General features: G+C 41.2%; 15 protein-coding genes. 7 read left to right on the top strand and 8 right to left on the bottom strand.

The window, feature by feature from the left end:
- Nucleotides 1-474: 474 nt before the first annotated feature.
- Nucleotides 475-1,278 carry a TIGR01548 family HAD-type hydrolase gene (locus WN50_RS05475; RefSeq protein WP_046279919.1) on the top strand — a complete coding sequence of 268 codons (804 nt, stop codon included), beginning with the start codon at nt 475-477 and terminating at the stop codon, nt 1,276-1,278.
- Here the strand turns inward: WN50_RS05475 and WN50_RS05470 are convergent.
- The 4 genes from WN50_RS05470 to WN50_RS36850 form a co-directional block, all read right to left on the bottom strand.
- Complete coding sequence (locus tag WN50_RS05470; protein ID WP_046279918.1) at nt 1,265-2,080, bottom strand: tetratricopeptide repeat protein; 816 nt, start codon at nt 2,078-2,080, stop codon at nt 1,265-1,267. The two genes, WN50_RS05475 and WN50_RS05470, sit on opposite strands and share 14 nt — an antisense overlap.
- 76 nt (nt 2,081-2,156) lie before the next feature.
- Nucleotides 2,157-3,086, bottom strand: coding sequence for a polysaccharide deacetylase family protein (locus WN50_RS05465; protein WP_046279917.1), 930 nt, complete (start codon nt 3,084-3,086; stop codon nt 2,157-2,159).
- Between the two features lie 167 nt (nt 3,087-3,253).
- Entirely contained in the window at nt 3,254-5,098 is a 1,845-nt protein-coding gene (locus tag WN50_RS05460) for an ArnT family glycosyltransferase (RefSeq protein WP_046279916.1), read from the bottom strand.
- 134 nt (nt 5,099-5,232) lie between these two features.
- Entirely contained in the window at nt 5,233-5,355 is a 123-nt protein-coding gene (locus WN50_RS36850) for a hypothetical protein (protein WP_281062766.1), read from the bottom strand.
- A gap of 135 nt (nt 5,356-5,490) precedes the next feature.
- On the opposite strand from WN50_RS36850, the gene WN50_RS34565 reads away from it, so the two are divergent.
- On the top strand, nt 5,491-5,634 hold the full coding sequence (locus tag WN50_RS34565; protein WP_160315352.1) for a hypothetical protein: 144 nt from the start codon (nt 5,491-5,493) through the stop codon (nt 5,632-5,634).
- Here the strand turns inward: WN50_RS34565 and WN50_RS05455 are convergent.
- Complete coding sequence (locus WN50_RS05455) at nt 5,617-6,150, bottom strand: hypothetical protein (RefSeq protein WP_046279915.1); 534 nt, start codon at nt 6,148-6,150, stop codon at nt 5,617-5,619. The genes WN50_RS34565 and WN50_RS05455 overlap by 18 nt on opposite strands.
- 48 nt (nt 6,151-6,198) lie before the next feature.
- On the opposite strand from WN50_RS05455, the gene WN50_RS05450 reads away from it, so the two are divergent.
- Both WN50_RS05450 and WN50_RS05445 read left to right on the top strand, forming a co-directional pair.
- Nucleotides 6,199-6,531: a DUF565 domain-containing protein gene (locus tag WN50_RS05450; protein ID WP_046279914.1), complete on the top strand. Its 333-nt coding sequence runs from the start codon at nt 6,199-6,201 to the stop codon at nt 6,529-6,531.
- A 30-nt stretch (nt 6,532-6,561) separates the two neighbouring features.
- A complete protein-coding gene (locus tag WN50_RS05445) occupies nt 6,562-7,605 on the top strand; it encodes a glycerate kinase (RefSeq protein ID WP_046279913.1) in 1,044 nt (347 codons plus the stop codon).
- A 99-nt stretch (nt 7,606-7,704) separates the two neighbouring features.
- On the opposite strand, the gene WN50_RS05440 is transcribed toward WN50_RS05445, so the two are convergent.
- Both WN50_RS05440 and WN50_RS05435 read right to left on the bottom strand, forming a co-directional pair.
- A complete protein-coding gene (locus tag WN50_RS05440; RefSeq protein ID WP_046279912.1) occupies nt 7,705-8,874 on the bottom strand; it encodes a methyltransferase domain-containing protein in 1,170 nt (389 codons plus the stop codon).
- Between the two features lie 222 nt (nt 8,875-9,096).
- Nucleotides 9,097-10,542, bottom strand: a complete 1,446-nt coding sequence (locus tag WN50_RS05435; RefSeq protein ID WP_046279911.1) for a GTP-binding protein — start codon at nt 10,540-10,542, stop codon at nt 9,097-9,099.
- Nucleotides 10,543-10,736: 194 nt separating this feature from the next.
- Here WN50_RS05435 and WN50_RS05430 point away from each other — a divergent pair, with 194 nt between their 5' ends.
- A complete protein-coding gene (locus WN50_RS05430) occupies nt 10,737-11,237 on the top strand; it encodes a GNAT family N-acetyltransferase (RefSeq protein WP_046279910.1) in 501 nt (166 codons plus the stop codon).
- 133 nt (nt 11,238-11,370) lie between these two features.
- On the opposite strand, the gene WN50_RS05425 is transcribed toward WN50_RS05430, so the two are convergent.
- Entirely contained in the window at nt 11,371-12,660 is a 1,290-nt protein-coding gene (locus WN50_RS05425; RefSeq protein WP_046279909.1) for a hypothetical protein, read from the bottom strand.
- A 352-nt stretch (nt 12,661-13,012) separates the two neighbouring features.
- Here WN50_RS05425 and WN50_RS05420 point away from each other — a divergent pair, with 352 nt between their 5' ends.
- On the top strand, nt 13,013-14,410 hold the full coding sequence (locus tag WN50_RS05420) for a UDP-N-acetylmuramoyl-tripeptide--D-alanyl-D-alanine ligase (RefSeq protein WP_046279920.1): 1,398 nt from the start codon (nt 13,013-13,015) through the stop codon (nt 14,408-14,410).
- 363 nt (nt 14,411-14,773) lie between these two features.
- Nucleotides 14,774-15,808 (top strand): CHAT domain-containing protein, encoded by a 1,035-nt coding sequence (locus WN50_RS05415; protein ID WP_046279908.1) that lies wholly within the window; start codon nt 14,774-14,776, stop codon nt 15,806-15,808.
- Nucleotides 15,809-16,435: the final 627 nt, after the last annotated feature.

Genomic DNA, 16,435 nt, shown 5'->3' with positions numbered 1-16,435 from the left:
TATTCTAACGCACAATGAGACTTCTGTGCTATCTAAATTTACCGGAAATTGCCGTACACGCCCCTACCAATAGGTATGGGGATACAAGGCACAAGGCAAGGAAATGCTATAATAACTCTACTGGCCGGGTATTCAACCAGTTGAAAAACCCAGCATCTAATCGATGCAATGAACCTTGAAAACTTAAGGTATGGGGTTCTTGCCAGGAATGCTTTGGCAAGATAAAACCTTCAAGCACCAAGTACAGAGAATCAAGCATTTTTTTCTCAGGTACGGTAGGGCATACCGAAACTATCTCTGAAATGGGATGAACGACTGGGGAGACGAACCCCTCAAAGAGTAGGTTAGGAAAGCAGCTTGCTGTAAGGGTTGTCAATGAACCAGTAATCCAAAACCGCTCGTGTTTGGAGAATCCTCTGGCTTTAGCTATGAGGAGTATGTCAAAGGATCAACTCTTTATTCAAGCCCCACAGGATGAAAGCAATTGTAATTTTCGATATTGACGGTGTAATTCGGGATGTCGGCGGTTCCTATCGACGGGCGATCGCAGATACCGTTGAACAGTTTACAAACCAGGCTTACCGTCCCAGCCAGGAAGACATTGATCAACTCAAGTCTGAGGGCATCTGGAATAATGATTGGGAAGCCTCTCGGGAACTGATCTCTCGCTATTTTGAACGTCAGCCTAACTCAACGCCGTCTGGGGGAAATGCGGGTTCATCTCGCCATCCCATCGATCTCAACTATGAGAGTTTGATTGCCTTTTTTCAATCCCGCTATCGAGGGCCAGATCCCGAAAATTGGACGGGTTATATTTGCTCGGAACCTGTGCTGTGTCAGCCTGCTTATTTTAAACAACTGAGTTACGCAGGTATCGGTTGGGGATTTTTTAGCGGCGCCATGCGAGATGAAGCGTTATACGTGCTGAGTGGGAAGTTAGGGTTAGGTTCACCTGTGTTAGTCGCAATGGAGGACGCACCGGGAAAACCCGATCCGACAGGACTGTTTATGGCGATCGAGCAGTTGCACTCTCAGCGCCCGACGACGGTTGTGTATGTGGGAGACACGGTAGGGGATATGTACACCATCAAACAAGCCTCTGAACAGCAACCGGTTCGGTCTTGGCTAGGTGTGGGTGTGTTACCGCCTCATGTTCAACAGAACGGCCAACGCGCTCAAGCCTACGCTGAAACCCTAAAAACCGCAGGTGCGGTGATGGTTCTTGATAACGTTGAACAACTTACCCCTGATGTGATCGAACAGCTTACTGCAAGTTGAGAAACTTATCCAAGGCATTGACAACCGCAGGCGGCCAACGACGGACTTGAGTCACCCATTCAAGATCTTTGTAACGCTTATCGAGTCCAACGGCTGCGACCCAGTTACTTTCGGCTTCTCCTTGTTTGCCTTTTTCCCATAAACAAGCGCTTAAAGCGGCTCGCATATCGGCAAAATTCGGATATTTACGCACTAGATTTTTCATGGTGCGAAGGGCTTTTTCGGTTTGGCCGTCTTGATAGAGGGCCAGGGCGTAGTTTGCCCGGGCAAAGGCATAATTGGGATCAAGTTCGGCGGCGGTTTCATAATCAATAATTGCGGCTTTCCAGTCCCCTAAACCGGCTTCGGCATTGCCTCGGTTGTTGAAGGCGACGGCATCTTCAGGAGCTTGTTCTAACACATAATTGTAGTCGGCGATCGCATCAAGCCAACGTTTTAATCGTTCATAAGCCACGCCTCGGTTTAAATAAGCATCGGGGAGTTCGGGTGCGAGTTCGATGGCTTTGTTGTAGTCAGAAATGGCTTCTTCTAGCTTATTTTGACTCACCCGAACATTTCCCCGGTTACTCCACATGGCGGGGTTGTCTGGATATTGTTGAATAATCTCAGTCCAGTAGGTTTCCGCTTGGGCAAATTTTCCGGCGGTTGTTGTTTCAAAGGCTTTATCCAGCAGGTTCTCCAGATCTTGAACGACAGGGGTTGATTCTGCTAAAGTCTCAGAAGCTGCAAAGGCGGGTGAATATCCTCCGAAGATTTGAACGGTGAAAAGGAGTAGGGTGACAATAATCCCAAAGAATTGCATCATTTCAGTAAGGGGTTAACTGTTATTAATGTTCAATTCTAATAGATTACTGTCCTTTTCTCTTGACTGATCGAATTTAAGGGTTTTTCAGATCTAATTGTTTGATTGGCGTGGCTCGGTTGGCAATTTGAATTAATTGCTGGGGTGTGATATAGCGGTTGACAGGAACTCTAGAAATTTGGAACGGATTTCTTAAGCGATTCGGTCGAGAAATAATCCCATCATATAGATATCCCGTCAAGTGATATTTGGGTAAATATTTTTCGACTTTGGGGCTAACTGAACCGTAGGGATAGGCAATATGAGCGCCCACCCATTTATTTCGATCTAAATCGGCTACACATTCTCTGAGTTTTGTTTTGGATTTCTCTAACTCAAGTTCTAAGTTTTTCAGATCTAATTTACTCAGGTTTTGATGAGAAAATCCATGAGACTGAATATCATAAAAACCGCGTCTATATCCCTCGCGTAGCTGATCACAACTGATATGAGGAACAAAATCTTTGAGATTAACTCCCATTGAACCTGGGTTAATAAATAGAACTACTTTTACCGTTTCTCCATAGTTTTTTTCTAGGTCTTTTAAAATCGGTAAAAGATTTTCATGGACTCCCAAGTAACCATCATCAAAGGTGATCATTACGGGTTTGCGGTTGAGATATTCGCTTGGGATGGGTTTTGATTTTTGAATAAAGTAAGTAAACAAATCTTGACTACTCAAAAACCAATAGTTGTTGTCAACTAAGTAGTTTAATAAAGTATAGATTTCCCGTTTACTATAGTCGTGTTCAAAGGTGAGCGGTTTGATTTTGGTCTTTTCTGCCGTCTCAAAGTCGATAATATTATGAAAACCGAAAATTGGCACACGTATTGAAGGAGTTGTGGTTGATTTTGTGGCTCCTGAAAGGCTAACGCCTAACACAAACATCAGCAAAAAACAGATGAATTTATTTTTTAAAAGGGTAGAAAACTTGAGGGTAGAATATTTTTTGAGCCAGTTCATCATAGGATAAAAATCTTCACTCCTGATACCATATCGTTGGATATTACAGGAGAATTATTTCACAATCCGAATGATTTGTCACTTTTTATGATCAGTTTAGAATTGGCTGTTGAATGTCCCACGAAAGGATGCTATACTCAACCCAAAGTTCAAAAATAGCCTTTGCTGAATTAGTCGCTAGGAAGTGGATTGCTATCGAGGTTTAATAGAACGAGTTTAGGGACTCTAATCAGTTGGTAAACCCCTGCTTGATGTAATAGTTGGTACTGAGAAGCCCGCAGTCCAATTTCAAATATATCTTGAGGATAAGCTAAAATCAGAACCGTGTCAGGAGAGGCTTTTTGAACGCTTGGGGTGCGAAGATAGCTAACAGCATCGCTGGCATATTGAAAGTATTTTACAGGATTTTGAGTATAAAAAACTAAACTGGGTTTTTTAAAGCCAATCATCAGTAAATATTCTTGAGATATTCTTTCTTTGGTGACGGTTTCCGCCAGTTGTCGTAAGGGTTCTTGTCGGTGAATATCCAGTAATTGATTGGCGGGAGTCGCTGCAAAGATTAAAAAGGCAATAAACCCGATTAAATTAACTGTTAAAATTTTATCAGGTTGTCGTTTCCATAATAAAAATAAAATGATTCCGGCAGTTATAATCCAAATCAAAGCACTCAATTCTAGTAACCCAGAAGCGTGGAGTGCTTCTCGAAAATCAGGCATATCTGGATCATCTCCTAACCAATGATAACTCCAAAAAATAGCCCCGGAAAGGGCGATTAAAAAAAACAAGTTTAATTTGAAGGAAAAATATAGTAAGGGTTTGAAAACGACATTTAATTTCTGTTTTTTGTTGTAAATATTATTCCAAAACAGCGCAACCAGTAAGGCTGAAGCGGGCATCAAGGGCAAGACATAACTGGGAAGTTTAGTGACAGAAATACTGAAGAAGATGAAAATACATCCAAACCAAAACAGAGAAAATAAGGGTAAATGTTCGAGGCGAGAGCGATTTTGCCAGTTTTTTCGCTGCCAAAACTGAGTTTGTACAATAGCAACAGGTAAATAAACAGACCAAGGTGCAAATCCTATTAAAACAATAATAAAATAAAAATACCAAGGGGCATCGTGATTATTGACGACTTGAGTAAAACGTTGAAAATTATGATAGCCAAAGAAGTCATTGAGATAGGTTAATCCATGTTTTGCTGTTATGAAGATATACCAAGGAAGAACGATGACCAAAAGAATAAAGCTTCCTAAAATTGGAAAAATTTCTTGTAAAACCTTTTTAATATTTCCCAGATATAGAGTAAATAATCCGATAATTAAAACAGGTAAAACAAAGCCAATTGGCCCTTTAGTTAACACCGCTAAAGCGAGAAAAATATAAAAAGCAAAATACCAAGGAGATAATTGATCAGATTTTCGTTCGTTTGGTTCAGCATAGCCCCGAAAAAAAGCTAATAATGCGGAACCCATACAGGCATTTAACAGCATATCAGAAACGCCTATTCTTGCCCAAGCGATGGTTTCAGGATTAAACGCGATTAAAGCAGCACCCATGAAGGGTAAAGGATAAAGTTTAATTTTAAACTTGAATAAACTCCGATAAAATTTCGGTTTATTCTTGCTATTTGTCAGATAAAATTGTAGAATGTAATAAATAAAAAAGATGAGAAATAAAGCCGCGATCGCCGAAGGAAGACGAACCCCCCACTCATTCACCCCGACGAGCCGATAAGCGATCGCCATCAACCAATAAATCAAAGGTGGCTTGTCAAAGCGAGGAACTTCATTAAAGTAGGGCGTGATCCAATCTCCAGTGACTAACATTTGACGAGCGGCTTCTGCAAATAGAGGTTCTGTCTCATCAACTAAACCTGTATTACCCAAGTTCCAAAAAAAAGCAATCCAACCGACCAAGCCCAACCCCAAGATAGGCAGAATAGCTGTCAGGAAAAGCCGTTTAAATTGAGATGGGAATTCAGAAGTGATCCCCCATTTAGACTTTAGTTTCATCCCGTCGTTTGCTGATGAATTAGCGAGAACCTTATAAATTGTACGGTGAATAGTGACAGTTTAACCAAGTCTGTAGTAGTGCTTTAGCACCATCAAGCTACAGCACTTCTAGAAAAAAATCTGGTATCCTCTACCTATGGAATAACACTAATGATAGCCGAGTTAGACTGCGATCGCTTGACAACATCCTGCTGACGGGTGTTATCTTGCATATGTGGTCTAATACACACTAAGTCAGGAGTTATATATAGCCGCATTCGATTTGTTTAAAAAGCGACAAGAGCAAGAATGAGGTTTAGTGAATTGTCTGTCATTTATCGTTATGCAGAATCGAAGCATTACTAAAAAACTAGCTTTTTCAAGATTGAAGGGTCGAATTAGAAGAAACTCTAATGCCAACTCGCACATTTTTAGAGGAACAAATAGCAGCAGCAGAAGCAGCAATTACAGCAATTGCACAAACAAGTAAGTTGTCAATCCTCAAATTAGTTTCCATCTTGGGTTTGCTAACTCAGTCTTTAGGGTTTAACCACTAACAGCCATTCTTCACCCTGAGAATTCCAGGCGGGTGAGTTGGTTTCACCTACAATATAAGGCCCCCAGTATTGACGAGAACCATCTTGAGCAAAGACGACTAAAATATCTCCCGGTTCCAAAGTTAAATCAGTCTCCGGTAGCGATAAAATAAGTCCATTCAAACTTCCCTCTTGAGGTGCAAAATCCCAGTGAACAGGTTCGGAAGCCTGGGATGGTGAACGCAATGCAACCCGCACCGGATGATTTGTGCGATTACTCACCCGCAATGCCGCTTTTGTCCCCTCTGAGACGGGATCAAAACTCACTCCAATCTCCTCGGGTGCTGCATTTTCCGTTAAACTCGGTGTAGAATCAGGGATCGTAGAAGGAATAAATACAGGTACACTATCGGGATCAAGCGATCGCTGTAATTCGGTAGAACTGATACAAGTGTTTAACCAAAGTTGTCTCAAGGCAAAACTCGAAAATATAATAGTCCCAGCAACCCAGATTGCAGGGTGTAGTGTAAGTTTCATGATCTTTTCCGTGAAAAGTCCAATCCGATCAATTTCACAAGTTGTTCTATGCAGAACACTCGTCTAAACCGACTAACAAATGTTCTTAGTGAGCGACTGGGGCGATGGCTACGCAATCCTTGGCGACGAATCTCACTGCTAACGATTAGTTTGCTACTCGGCTCATTTTTGGGTATTGTTATTTCTACGATAGCGGGACAAGAGTCTCAATGGGACGTGATCGCCGCCTTGTTTGTATTATTGTTCACCGAAGCTGTGAGCTGGCTAACTTATCGCAGAAAACCCCAAATTCGCCAACCGTTATGGATTGAAAACCTCAACGCCCTAAAAATCGGGACTATCTATAGTTTGTTTTTACTGGCGTTTTTACTCGGTTCTTGAAAGTTCCCACGCTTCAAAAATAATCCCCTTATGATTCAAATTTTAGAGGCTTGGGCAGGGGGAAATCAACCCTCACCTGATGAACTGCAACAGTTAGCCGCTTTAGAACTGCGTGATCATCGACGCTCAACTGCCTTTGGAATCACCCCAGAGAACGTTGAGACGGTGATTGAAAAGCGATCGCAATTATTTTACTCCCTACTCCAACATGACTGTAATTTACCGCAAGTTGGGGCGGGTTGGGAACTGCTCTGGAAATTGTGGCTTCCTCTGGCAACTCAACTCACCCAACATTATCAAAGCTTAAATCGTCCGATTATTCAAGGGATTCTCGGCGGACAGGGAACGGGTAAAACGACTCTGGGTAAAGCTTTAACTGCGATTTTAAGCTTTCAAGGATATTCTACCCTAAGTTTATCAATTGATGATTTGTACAAAAGTTACGCCGATCGGGAACGTTTGCGAGAAGTTGATCCTCGCTTCATTTGGCGTGGTCCACCGGGAACCCATGATGTAGAAATTGGGCTAGGGGTTTTAGATGAGTTGCGTCAAACTAAGGCTTCTGTGGCGGTTCCTCGGTTTGATAAATCGTTGTATCATGGAGCAGGCGATCGCATTGAACCGGAAATTGTCACCAAAGTTGATGTAGTGTTGTTTGAAGGCTGGTTTGTCGGTTGTCGTCCGGTTGAAGATAGCCAATTTAATCACCCTCCTGAACCGATTTTAACCGAAAGCGATCGACAATTTGCGCGAGATATTAATCAGAAGTTAAAAGATTATCTTCCGTTGTGGGAACGTTTGGATCGGTTAATGGTTCTCTATCCTGTTGATTATCGCTTATCAAAACAATGGCGTCAACAAGCCGAACAAGAAATGATTGCCAGTGGAAAATCAGGAATGACGGATGCAGAAATTGAACAGTTTGTAGACTATTTTTGGAAATCTCTGCATCCCGAATTATTCATCTCGCCGTTAGTCAAAAATCCCCATTTAGCAGATTTAGTTGTTGAGATTAACGCCGATCATTCTGTAGGTCAAATTTATTCACCGGGATCTAGTAGCAGCGAAACTTGAAAGAGACATCTAGCAAGCCAGACGCTTGCACTCATGTTTTCATTGACACAAAGACTCCAAAAATTCCCTCTTTGTGTCGAGGGTGTTTTTTTCTTCTCTCTAACAACATTCTAAGGGATCACAACAGGAATCACTATCCGGTAAGCTAGTGATCTGATAGTCGGTTCCTTTTGTTTCTTTAGGACTGCGAGTTGCTTTCGGTTTACAGTTGAAATTTGTAGCTTCTGCAAGGGGAATTTCTTGATAGGGAGGAAGGGCTACAATACTTTGAGAATAAGGCCCATTTGGATCAGTATAAAGGTTAAATGTTTTGTCACAAACGGCCATGCGTTGACCCCGACAAAGAGTATGACCATCATCATCAACAACTTGTTTCCAAGGGCCTTTGTAAATGATAGCTTGTTTCCGTTCTAAACAGGGGCCTTCTTTTCCTTTAAAGGCTTGAACCGTCAGGGAACGAAATTCTATGCCATTAATGACTTGCCAAGGTTCGGCTTGACGAACTAAAATTTCAATACCGTAGAATCCGGCTTGTTCAAACATTTCTAAAAACGTGTCTTCTCGAAACGCTCCCGAAATGCAACCACTCCAAAGTTCGGGATCTTTCACCATTTCTGGCGTTGAGTTTTCATCGCAAACGATATCAGAAATAACCGCCCGACCGCCTTTTTTTAGAACCCGATAAATTTCTTGAAACAGTTGTGTTTTGTCTTGGGGACGAACCAGATTTAAAACACAGTTAGAAATCACGACATCAACGCTATGATCAGCAATTAACGTTTCTTCTTGTCGCAGGCGATCGCATTCTGTTTGTAAAGCAGAAATCCCTTCTATCGATTGTACAGGATTTTGGGTTAACCACTGTTGTACTTTGTCTAAATCCAGGGCTAAATCTTGAATTTTACCCTTGACAAATTTGGTATTTTGATATCCCAATTTTGTCGCCATTTCGGCTTGATATTTTCGAGCGAGTGACAGCATGGCATCATTGAAGTCAACACCAATCACTTGACCCTGTTCACCGACAATCTGTGATAAAATATAACAGTGTTTCCCTGCACCTGAACCGAGATCAACGACTGTTTCCCCAGATTTTACATAGCGAGTCGGATCACCACAACCATAGTCTTTCTCGAGGATTTCTTGTGGAATTTTTGCCAGATATTGTTTGTCGTAGCTAGTCGGACAGCATAAAGACGGCTGAACTTCTTTCGCGCCTTGTTTGTAGCGATCTAGAACAATTGATTCGACTTCGTAATTCGCAACCATTTCTTTCGATTTCTCTGTAAGTTTTAAGGTAGATTTATTTATTTTATCGCTTATTTTTGGAATTAATACCCAAAATTTAAGCTAAATTTTTCAATCTTAGTTTTCATTGAATCTGAGCAAACTTAAATTTTCCTGAGAATTATTCTAGAAAATACTGAGAAAATTCTAGAAAAACTCGGTTTCGGCAAAAAAATGGCTTTCTAATACTAATTGTTTTGAATATCAGGGTTGTTCAAATTGTCGTTTTTGGGGAGTCGAATGACGAGTTAAGTCTAATTTTGTTTGTAATTCGGCTTTAATTCGGTTGAGAATAGACGTTTCATCCAACGAGGCGAGAATTCGTTTCACCACCGCTTTTGGTGCTTCATCACCCCAAGACGCACCGTTAGCAAGATAGGTTTTTGTCACCTGTCCAATACCATAGGAAGAAACCCCAGCGACTGCGGCTTGCGTCATCGCCACCGACAAATAGGGAATTAATGTCGCCCCTCCCGTCATCGGTGCCGTCACTCCCAACAGTCCTTTTAAAGAACTTAAACCCAAATTTGCGACTAATTCACTGGCTGTAATTCCCCCCATACTAATGGCGATTTTTTGTAATAAATCAATAGCCCCTTTTTGGGTCATCGAAATGCCATATAATTTAGATAAAGTTAAAATCATCATCACATCAATCACCGCACCACTTACGAGGTCAATAACCGTCATCGGATTGAGTGCAATGGCGACGGATTTGGTCATCACCCCATTCCAAATCACTCGGTTCGCACTTTCATCGCGAATTTCCATTTTTCGCTGCACTAACTGTTCGTTAATCTCTCCCGCATAAAGCATGGTATTCAGTGCAACCAGTGATTTTCCTTCCCGGTCTAAAATATCGAGAATTTTGAGTTTCAGTTGGTCAACTTGCGGTTCAGAACGACTTAATTGAGGTTGAATACTGCCATCAGGACGACGAATTGCTTTGGCGACTAATGGAGACGCCGCAGCCATGACAATTTCATCCGGTGACAGTAATTCTTTGACTCGTTCATCGCGTATTTTGTGATAAATTGCCATCCGGTCAGCTTCAGGATATTGGTCAACTTTGTTAAACACTAATAACATCGGTTTTCCGGCTTCCCGCAGTTGAGATAACGCCTGATATTCAACTTGAGTAATATCTCCGGCAATCACAAATAACAGTAAATCAGCGCGTTGTGCAACTTGACGGGCGATTTCTTCTCGGGTTTTCCCGTCAACTTCATCGATTCCCGGAGTGTCTATTAATTCGACTTGAGAAATGCGATAAGAAACGACATCATTTCCCATTTCCGAAGTTTCTGGAGGCGTATTAGCAACTTGCCAACTTTTGGCTTGAGTTGCTTGGGTGACGCCATGAATCGGGCCAGTTTCAAAGATATTTTGACCTAAAAGAGCATTCAAAATCGAGGATTTCCCCCGCCCCACCATCCCAAACACCGCAATTTGGACGCGAGTTTGTTCGAGTTTATCCATTATCGTGTCTAAGCCCTCAAGTTCTGTTTCCAGTCCGGCTCGTTCTTGGGGGGTTAAGTCCAGATGTGCCACGATTTCGCGCATCGCATCTTGTGCATCCCGGAGGTTTAACTCAGCTTGAATGTCAGTGAAGCTTAAAATTGTATTGTTGAGTTCGTCATCTAGGTTCATCTGGCTCCTCTCAACTCGCAGGAGTTGATATTTCTCTGATCTCTCATCCTATCGTATCTTTTTTGAATATCCTGTGGGCTTTAGAACTCCACAGTTTTAGAGAATAACGGATAATAAGATTTTGAATCAACTTCTGTTTATTTTAACAGGTGTTGAGCATCAGTCTACCCTCTTGTTAATTGTGCCGGACTCCAATGACTATCGTAATTCGTTTTTCCCAACCTTCAGATATCTTTCAACTGACGGAAATTTACAATCATTATATTCTCAACACGGCGATTACCTTTGATCTTAAACTGTTTACAGTGGAACGACGGACTGAAGAATGGTTTGAGCATTATTCTGATATAGGTCGTTATCGTTTGTTTGTCGCTGAAGTTGAAGGTGAAGTGGTTGGCTATGCGACGAGTAGTTTATTTCGACCCAAAGCGGCTTATGAAACTTCGGTGGAAACCAGTGTTTATGTTCATCCAAAAGCTATTAGAAAAGGAATAGGAACGTTACTGTATCGCCGTTTATTTCAGGCCTTAAAAACTGAAGATGTGCATCGGGCTTATGCGGGGATTACGTTACCCAATCCTGCTTCTATTGGACTTCATAAAAAGTTTGGGTTTCAAAGTGTAGGTGTGTTTCGAGAAGTGGGTCGTAAGTTTGATCGATATTGGGATGTAGAATGGTTTGAAAAGTGTTTATGAATAAAGTAGTCAGGAGTCAGGAGTCAGGAGACAGAATTGAATTCTGTGCGACGGTTGGACTCGTCAAGGGGTCTAAATCGACCTTCAATTGATTTGATTACTGACTCAGAAATTCTGACTTCTGAATTCTTCTTTAATGAATAAACGATAAATCAATCCGCCCAAAGTTACTGGTTAAAGCAATATTCAAATTTTCTAGAACTTTAATTAACCAGACAACCGCATCTTGGGAGCTTGATTCGTAATGGTTGAAAAGAATCGAAAATCGCTTTTCTAAATAGGGTCTAACTTTCCGACAAATCAGAACTATTTTTAGCAGTAAACCAACGGTAAATGTCGGCCCAATATTGGAAATTAAGTCAATGAAAACAAAGTGATTGGGTTTTTGTGGACTCTCAACGACGAGAAAATTCAACATCTGGCTGCACGTTCTCAGCAGCAGAAATTCATTAAAGGGTTCATCATCGCTGTGAGGAATAATGATTTGTAACTGCTTATAGAGTTTATCGTTGAACTGACGTTTACTGTAAGCAGAACCTAAGCTGCTTGTATTGAGATACTCATAAAAATCATCTTTAAATTCTCGAAAGGTTTGGATTGAGTTAGAATGAGAGATAAAGCGTTTAGCCATGTCGCGGTAAGTATCTGAGCCTTCTACTTTCCCCACATATTGTTTTAAAGCGTCAAAAAGTTCTCGGTTACTTAATAGCGTTGGGTTAGGGAGGGGAGATTTAATCTTTTTGGCATCTTCTATTGAAACCCGTGCAACTTCCAGGCGTCGCAGTTGATGCGCTGAATACCGAGATAAATCCAGTTCAAATTTGCGTTGCTTTTGAGCTTGAATATGTCGAATCATTTGCTGATGTTCATAGGAACTATAGTCACTCAGCAAACAATGAGTATATAAGTAGGGATAACGGGGTATTAGAGTTCTTAAAGGTTGCGTTAACAGAGGAGGAGAATTAAACCCCTGCGACTGACAAAGCACTTCTGCAAAGCGCTTTAAAGCCGAATATTGTTCACTCTGAGCAAACTTTTGCATGAGTTCGTTCTGTCGTTTTAAACGGCGAGAGTGATTGTAGCTACTGAAGGTTTTTTCTGCTAATTTATCAAACAGTTTTAGTAATTTATAAATCGCTTCTTTTCGGCTGGGTAGCGTATGCCAACCGTTGATTAAAATATAACAACAGCGATTAAGAATAAAGTTAAAATCTTCTTCGACTTCCTTATGGTTTAAGATTTTCTCTAAAGCCTGAGCGATTTGACGATCTGGATAGCCAGAACCTTCAATAAATAACAAACGAATGCGTTCAATTAACTCCGAAGGACTTTCAACTTCTACTTGTTCAATTAAGTGATCATAGAGTTGCTGTTCTTCAGGAGAAATAAACCGACTGTAACGACTGACAAACGACTTGTTCATTTGAGATCACTAATCTACCCTAAATCTTATTCTTTCAAAAGATGGGCTAATAAAGCTTGAAATACACCTTTGAGTTGAAGCGAGATATTTTCCTCGCTGAATGCAACGCTTACCCCAGATGAAATGTTCCTACACACCATTACAGACCATAAAACTCTAGTTTGACTAAAATTTGGGTACAAAGACAGTACAAACTAGGGTCTAAAATTGTTCAGCTTTTGTTGGCTTCTACAACACCTATAAATTTACCCAGTGCATGAGAAATTAAAAAGATTCACCTCAGACTCTCTCAAGATGCCCAAATTCTGAAATAATAATGGCAATCTTGAGTCAAGTTTTAAATGTTTGCAGGATGTTTAGCCCGATCACATTAACTCAACTATCTCAAATTCTAGCGGTTTCTTTGCCTTTGCAGTGTGATACCCCCCAAGACGTGCAGGTGATCGGTATCACGACGGATACTCGTACACTGAAGCCTGGAGAAGCCTTTGTCGCTTTGCGTGGCGATCGCTTTGATGGTCATGGCTTTGTTGAACCTGCGATCGCAAAAGGGGCGGTTTGTGCCATTGTAGAAGCCGATTTTGCAGCTCACTCTCCCAATTTACCCTTGCTCACGGTTCAGGATACTCTAGAAGCCTATCAGACTATTGCCCGATGGTGGCGAGAACAGTTTACAATTCCCATTATTGGGGTGACGGGTTCTGTGGGAAAAACCACAACAAAAGAATTAATTGCTGCGGTTTTAAACACTCAAGGAAATGTTCATAAAACCCAAGCTAATTATAACAACGAAATTGGCGTTCCGAAAACGCTTTTACAATTGACTTCTGATCACAACTATGCTGTGATTGAAATGGCGATGCGAGCTAGAGGAGAAATTGCTTTACTGACTCAAATTACTCGTCCAACTATTGGCTTAATTACGAATGTGGGAACCGCTCATATTGGGAGATTAGGTTCAGAAGAAGCGATCGCTCAAGCTAAATGTGAATTACTCGCTGAAATGCCGAAGACGAGTATTGCTATTTTAAACCATGATAACCGTCGTTTAATCGAGACTGCGGCAACCGTTTGGTCGGGAGAAACACTGACTTATGGTTTAGAAGGGGGAGATTTACAGGGTGAATTGATTGATGAACAAACGCTGCGAGTAGAAGGAATTAATTTACCGTTACCGTTGCCCGGATCTCACAATGCGTCTAATTTTTTAGCAGCTTTAGCGGTTCTAAAAGTGATTAAAGGTCTAAATTTATCTGCTGAAGAACTCTATACCCCGCTCAAAACAGGCTTGTCAGTTCAACTCCCAGAAGGACGAGCAAAACGCTATGAATTTGCGAATGATATTGTGATTTTAGATGAAACCTACAATGCGGGATTAGAGTCGATGATAGCGGCTTTGAAGTTGTTAAGACAAACACCTGGTAAACGCCATATTGCAGTATTAGGAACGATGAAAGAACTCGGAGATCGTTCGGTTGAATTTCATCAAAAAGTGGGAAAAACAGCCCAAGACCTCAATTTAGACGCACTGTTTATTTTAGCAGATGCGGAAGAAGCAGAAGCAATGGCAACGGGTGCAAAAGGGTTAGCTGTTGTAGAAATTGGGAAGATCAATTCAGAGAATATTCATCATCAAATGGCCGAACAATTAATTCAATTTATCCAACCAGGTGATCGAATTTTGTTGAAAGCGTCTCATTCGGTTCAGTTGAATCTTGTGGTTGAAAAAATTCGAGAAACACTTGAATAAAAGTTAAAACTAGCAAAGTTCGGGGAATCCCCGAAGTGAATTCACTTCCCCCACGACTCAAACTCAACGCCGGAAGTGATTTCAGCTTTTTTATTTTGAATTTGCTTGGGTGCAGTTCATTTTGATATTCTAAAGTGAACAGAATATCAACAAATAAAGAATCGATAAGGAACAATTTATATGGCTCGTAGCCCCTAGAACTTCGGGTTAGTATTAATGAGTAATAGAAAGTCAACACTCATCTGGCGACATTCCCTTGACATCTCATAATTTTTACGCCAAATTGGAGCTATCACTCCCTCAGTCAGCGATATTGATCTAATTTGGACTAATCTCGTCTATTCAACTCTGTGCATCTAACCTATGAAAAAAATATTAATTCTCTCGGCTAATCCCGCAGATACAACTCGTTTGCGTTTGGATAAAGAAGTCAGGGAGATTCAACAAACCCTGAGACAATCAAATCACAGAGACGAATTTCGTGTGATACCAGTGGGAGCGGTTCGGATTGATGATTTACAACAAACGCTCTATTATCATCATCCCACAATTGTACACTTTTCTGGTCATGGTTCGGGAAATGATGGGTTAATTTTAGAAGACAATTCTGGGCGAAGTGTATTGGTAAGTGAAGATGCGTTAGCCCGATTATTTAAAGCGTTTCAAACGGAAGTCGAATGTGTTTTGTTGAACGCCTGTTATAGTGAAATTCAAGCCCAAGCCATTCATCAACATATTGATTGTGTTGTCGGGATGAATCAAGCGATAGGAGACGAAGCCGCGATTAAATTTGCAGTGGGGTTTTATCGGGCGTTGGGGGCGGGAGAACCCTATGATAATTGTTTTGAGTCGGGTCGCACTTTAATTGATTTAAACGCTATTTCTGAAGTCGATAAACCTCAAATTAAATATAGACCGAGAAGTAAAACGTTAGCTATTAGTTCTAATCAGGAATCTAACAAAGCGATACCATCTTCTCAAGATAATCCTGCTACTATGAACAAATCTCAATCTTTTGGTAACATAACCATTAGTGGTAATAGTGGAACCCATTATCAAGGTTTTCAAGCATTCAATACGGTAGATTCTGAGGTTAATCTTGATCAAAGCTATACCCAAACCGTCGGAGAAAGTTCTAACGTAGAAACCGCATTAAATGAACTGCAAAAGCTGAAACAGGAAATTGCTTCAACCAATGCACTCAACTCTATTCAGAAAAAACAAGCAGAGTTTCCTGTTGAAATGATAGAAACAGAACTCAAGAAACCGCAACCCGATAAAGGTTTAATAGATGAAGCAGTTGAGGCACTTAAAAAAGGATTAGAAGGTGTTGAAACTCTTGCTGAACCTGTGATGAAAGTTGCGACAATTTTAGCTAAAGTTTGGATGCCTTTGTAGGTTTGATCCCCCTAAATCCCCTTAAAAATGGGGACTTGATCCCCCTAAATCCCCCTTAAAAAGGGGGACTTGATCCCCCTAAATCCCCCTTTTTAAGGGGGACTTTCAAGAAAAACTTGAGAGTTGGAATCCCCCTAAATCCCCCTTTAAAATGGGGACTTTCAAGAAAAACTTGAGAGTTGGAATCCCCCTAAATCCCCCTTTAAAATGGGGACTTTCAAGAAAAATTTGAGAGTTGGAATCCCCCTAAATCCCCCTTAAAAAGGGGGACTTTCAAGAAAAAAAAGGGAGACTTGGAAAAAATAAAAAATCCAGTTCCCCCCTTTTTAAGGGGGGCTAGGGGGGATCAAAAGGGGGACTTTATTCCCCTAAATCCCCTGGGGAAGAATCCCCCTAAATCCCCCTTAAAAAGGGGGACTTTATCCCCCTAAATCCCCCTTAAAAAGGGGGACTTTCAAGAAAAAAAAATCCAGTTCCCCCCTTTAAAAGGGGGGCTAGGGGGGATCAAAAGGGGGACTTTATCCCCCTAAATCCCCCTGGGGAAGAATCCCCCTAAATCCCCCTTAAAAAGGGAGACTTGGAAAAAATAAAAAATCCAGTTCCCCCCTTTAAAAGGGGGGCTAGGGG

It is taken from the genome of Limnoraphis robusta CS-951 (genome assembly GCF_000972705.2).
The sequence above is the reverse complement of the archived record's forward strand: the minus strand, read 5'-3'. Positions and strand labels throughout refer to the sequence as shown.

Bases quoted from the DNA above. Each gene is read 5' to 3' on its own strand.
- WN50_RS05475 (WP_046279919.1), top strand. From the start codon at position 475: ATGAAAGCAATTGTAATTTTCGATATTGACGGTGTAATTCGGGATGTC.
- WN50_RS05470 (WP_046279918.1), bottom strand. From the start codon at position 2,080: ATGCAATTCTTTGGGATTATTGTCACCCTACTCCTTTTCACCGTTCAA.
- WN50_RS05465 (WP_046279917.1), bottom strand. From the start codon at position 3,086: ATGATGAACTGGCTCAAAAAATATTCTACCCTCAAGTTTTCTACCCTT.
- WN50_RS05460 (WP_046279916.1), bottom strand. From the start codon at position 5,098: ATGAAACTAAAGTCTAAATGGGGGATCACTTCTGAATTCCCATCTCAA.
- WN50_RS36850 (WP_281062766.1), bottom strand. From the start codon at position 5,355: ATGCGGCTATATATAACTCCTGACTTAGTGTGTATTAGACCACATATG.
- WN50_RS34565 (WP_160315352.1), top strand. From the start codon at position 5,491: ATGCCAACTCGCACATTTTTAGAGGAACAAATAGCAGCAGCAGAAGCA.
- WN50_RS05455 (WP_046279915.1), bottom strand. From the start codon at position 6,150: ATGAAACTTACACTACACCCTGCAATCTGGGTTGCTGGGACTATTATA.
- WN50_RS05450 (WP_046279914.1), top strand. From the start codon at position 6,199: ATGCAGAACACTCGTCTAAACCGACTAACAAATGTTCTTAGTGAGCGA.
- WN50_RS05445 (WP_046279913.1), top strand. From the start codon at position 6,562: ATGATTCAAATTTTAGAGGCTTGGGCAGGGGGAAATCAACCCTCACCT.
- WN50_RS05440 (WP_046279912.1), bottom strand. From the start codon at position 8,874: ATGGTTGCGAATTACGAAGTCGAATCAATTGTTCTAGATCGCTACAAA.
- WN50_RS05435 (WP_046279911.1), bottom strand. From the start codon at position 10,542: ATGAACCTAGATGACGAACTCAACAATACAATTTTAAGCTTCACTGAC.
- WN50_RS05430 (WP_046279910.1), top strand. From the start codon at position 10,737: ATGACTATCGTAATTCGTTTTTCCCAACCTTCAGATATCTTTCAACTG.
- WN50_RS05425 (WP_046279909.1), bottom strand. From the start codon at position 12,660: ATGAACAAGTCGTTTGTCAGTCGTTACAGTCGGTTTATTTCTCCTGAA.
- WN50_RS05420 (WP_046279920.1), top strand. From the start codon at position 13,013: ATGTTTAGCCCGATCACATTAACTCAACTATCTCAAATTCTAGCGGTT.
- WN50_RS05415 (WP_046279908.1), top strand. From the start codon at position 14,774: ATGAAAAAAATATTAATTCTCTCGGCTAATCCCGCAGATACAACTCGT.